The organism is Candidatus Sysuiplasma jiujiangense (assembly GCA_019721075.1).
Taxonomy (GTDB): Archaea; Thermoplasmatota; Thermoplasmata; order Sysuiplasmatales; family Sysuiplasmataceae; genus Sysuiplasma; species Sysuiplasma jiujiangense.
Map to the genome: position 1 here is coordinate 1 of JAHEAD010000051.1, position 3,339 is coordinate 3,339.

Genomic DNA, 3,339 nt, shown 5'->3' on the forward strand with positions numbered 1-3,339 from the left:
GGAGAACTGCACTGCCAGTGGTCCGAGCCCGGAGGTCTGGTTTGCAGCAACGGCAACATAGAGGCCAACGTCAATGGTGAAATTCCTGGTCTGGATGAAACCTCCCTGATCGGATACCTGCACTTCGAAGATGTCAGGGCCTGAGGAAGAGAATACATGATCTATGGAACTGCCGGTTTCATGCTGCCCTGAGGGGAAGATCCATGATATGCCATATGGCGCTATTCCGCCGGTAACGTTGGCGTAAAGCGGGAACTCCTCGGATACCACGGCCTTTCCTGTCCATGACACCTGGATTGTGGGGTCTTTGTAAACTGATATTGCAACAGAGGAGGATGCATCCATGCCAAATGAGTCGGATATGACAAGTTGCACGGTGTAATTGCCCGGTGACTGGAAAGAATATGATACGGTGCTGTTTGTGAAAGCGTGGCCGCCAATCACCCATTCATAGCTGTACGGTCCTACGCCTCCCGTACCGGAAGCCCTGAATTCATCGCTGACGTTAGCGTCCAGTGACGTCCGTGACGGTATGATGGACGCCTGGGGATACGGGACAACGGTTACGTCCGTCACGTATGATGCTGAGAGGCCCTGGGAATCCTGCACAACAAGGCGAACCGGATAGATGCCAGCCCTGGCAAAGGAATAATTCAGCGACCCGGTGCTGCCTGAGAGCGATCCGTTAACGTACCATGCATAAGAATATCCGGGCGTCCCTCCTGTTACTATTGAATTGAAGGAATCCGTTACGTCAGGGTCAATGTTGGGATACTGCACCGCTATGGCTACACTCGGAAGGGCATTGATGCGTATCTCGATTGACGCTGACGCCGAGTTGCCGGAACCATCTGATATCTTTACCGTGATATTGTAATATCCCGCAGAGCTGAATGCATAGACCAGGCTCTGCTGGTATCCCACGAACCCTATGCCGCTTATTGACCATGTATAGTTGAAGAATGGCGTTCCGCCACTGACTGAGGCATTGAAATATACAGGTATGCCTGCATCCGTAGCGCTTCGCGATTCTGTCACCGTAACCGAGGGCAGCTGGTCCACAGTTATGTCAAGGTATGCATATGCCCTGCTACCCTGGCTGTCCACAATCAGCAGGGAGATGTTGTATCCGCCGGTGTCAGGGAAGGAATACTGGAAATACAGGCCTGAGGAGGTGTTGACGCCGTTCAGGTACCAGTAGTAGTTGTACGGCGCCGTTCCGTATGAACCGTAACCCTCCCAGTATGTTGTTGTGGATTTGTCCGTATTGTTCGGGCCTTCGATCAGTGCCGATGGTTTGGCTATTACGGTGACGGTGTAAGAGGTGCTTGTAGCCTCGCCAAGGGAATCCCTCACCGTGAGGTTGACCTGAAATGTACCGGTGCCGACAAACTGCAGATGGAACTCCTGGGAATAATTCAGGATGGTTGATCCCAGGGACCAGGTATAATTGAAAGGCGAAGTACCTCCGGTTACCTGGGCGAATAGTGTGTCGTTTATGCCCTGGTCCACGGTTGCATACTGCCCTTCAATGGCCACTGAGGGATCAGGGTTCACCACCTCATTCACGTCTGCAGTTGCCTGGTTCCCATTGGCATCCGTGACCGTCAGGGAAATCGCGAAAGTGCCTGATGAGGTGAATGTGTAATTCACATATGCTGTTGTGAATATCTGGCTGTTTATGGTCCAGGAATAACTGTATCCGGGAGTGCCTCCCGATATGGAAGAGGAGAAGTTTGCCCATATTCCAGCATCAGTTGGACTGTGGACCACATGAATGGCAACTGATGGATCAGGGTTCACAATCTCGGTGAAGGAATACGATGCCGTGTGGCCGTCGGAGTCAGTTACGGTGACATTGACATAGTAGGTTCCAGCTGATGAGAAGGAATAGGAGAACTGCGAAGCAGTAGATTCCTGCACACCGTTTATGGCCCACGAGTACGTATCGGTTCCCGTGCCTCCGGTCACCGAGGATGAGAACGTTACGCTATTCCCAACGTCAGTTGGGTTTTGAGACGAGGATATTGATACAGAGGGGTTGTCATTGATTGTAACCGTGACGGTGGCGCTGCTTTCTACCCCAACAGAATCCGTTATGGTTACCGTAAGGGTATACGATCCGGCCGAGCTGAAGGAATAGGAGAAGTCCTGCGTTGTCGATATCTGGTTTCCGTTCAGCGTCCATGAGTACCCGTATGACCCGGACCCACCGCTTGGCGTGGAGCTGAACTCAATGGAATACCCGATGTCGGCGGAGCTTACGCTTGCGGTAGCCGTGACAGTGGGATCGGGGTTCACGGTCTCATCCAAGGTCTGGGTTACCGTGTAGCCGGCGGCATCTGTGACCGTGAGGGATACGGCATAAGTGCCGGATGAGCCAAAGGATACGGATACGTCTGAAGTGGTGTAAGCATTCCCGTTTATGGACCAGGAATAACTGTATCCGGGAGTTCCACCGGATACAGAAGAAGAGAATGTCACGGAATTGCCAATATCAGTTGGGTTCTGGGAGCTTGATATTGAGACAGACGGATCAGAGTTCACTGTCTCAGTTATGGTATTCGATGTGACTGAATACCCGGCGCTGTCCACATATACCACGAAAATGGAATATGTTCCGGCTGAGAAGGAGGTGCTGTATGATGACCCCGTGCCGATCTGGTCTGACGTTGATCCTGAATACCATGTGTATGATCCGCCGCCCGAACCTCCTGAAACCGAGGAGGAGAACTGAATTGTCTGGCCGGCGTCCGCAGGATTGAGGTTTGAAGAGGCGCTTACCGAGGGGTCGGAGTTGACCGTTATGGTGATGGTGTTGGAATTGACGCCATACCCTGCGTTATCAGTGAGATGGACGTAAACATAGTATGTCCCGGCGGAACTGAACGTATAGGATGGGTTCTGCGAGGTTGAGAAGGATGAGTATGATCCACCGGATATTTCCTCATACCATGTGTAGCTGTATGGGGTAGTCCCTCCGCTTGGCGAGGACGAGAATGACACGCTCTGCCCCGCATCAATGGTCTGAACATTTGCCGAAGCGGAAATTGTAGGGTCTGAGTTGACCGTCAGCGTCGTGGAATATGTTGACGTTGACCCAGCGTCAGTGGAATAATACATTGATTCCGTTCCTCCTGACCCGCCGGAGTAAGTGGGGTTTGAGGAACTGCTTGTAACCAGTCCTGACCAGTGAAATGTACCGCCGTTGACATCTTCGGCATAGGCATTGTTTGAGAACGTAGTGGTCTGCCCCGCATCAACTGGGTTGGGTGAGGCTGACACTGAAGAAAGAGTTGGTGCGAGGGGGCTGCCTGAATAAGTTCCGGTTTCGTCATA

At 52.2% G+C, this 3,339-nt stretch carries 1 protein-coding gene; it reads right to left on the minus strand.

Features of this window, described 5'->3' with window-relative positions:
- Window positions 1-3,339, minus strand: a 3,339-nt coding sequence (locus KIS29_11430) for a PKD domain-containing protein (protein MBX8640937.1), incomplete at both ends; no start/stop codon positions are given.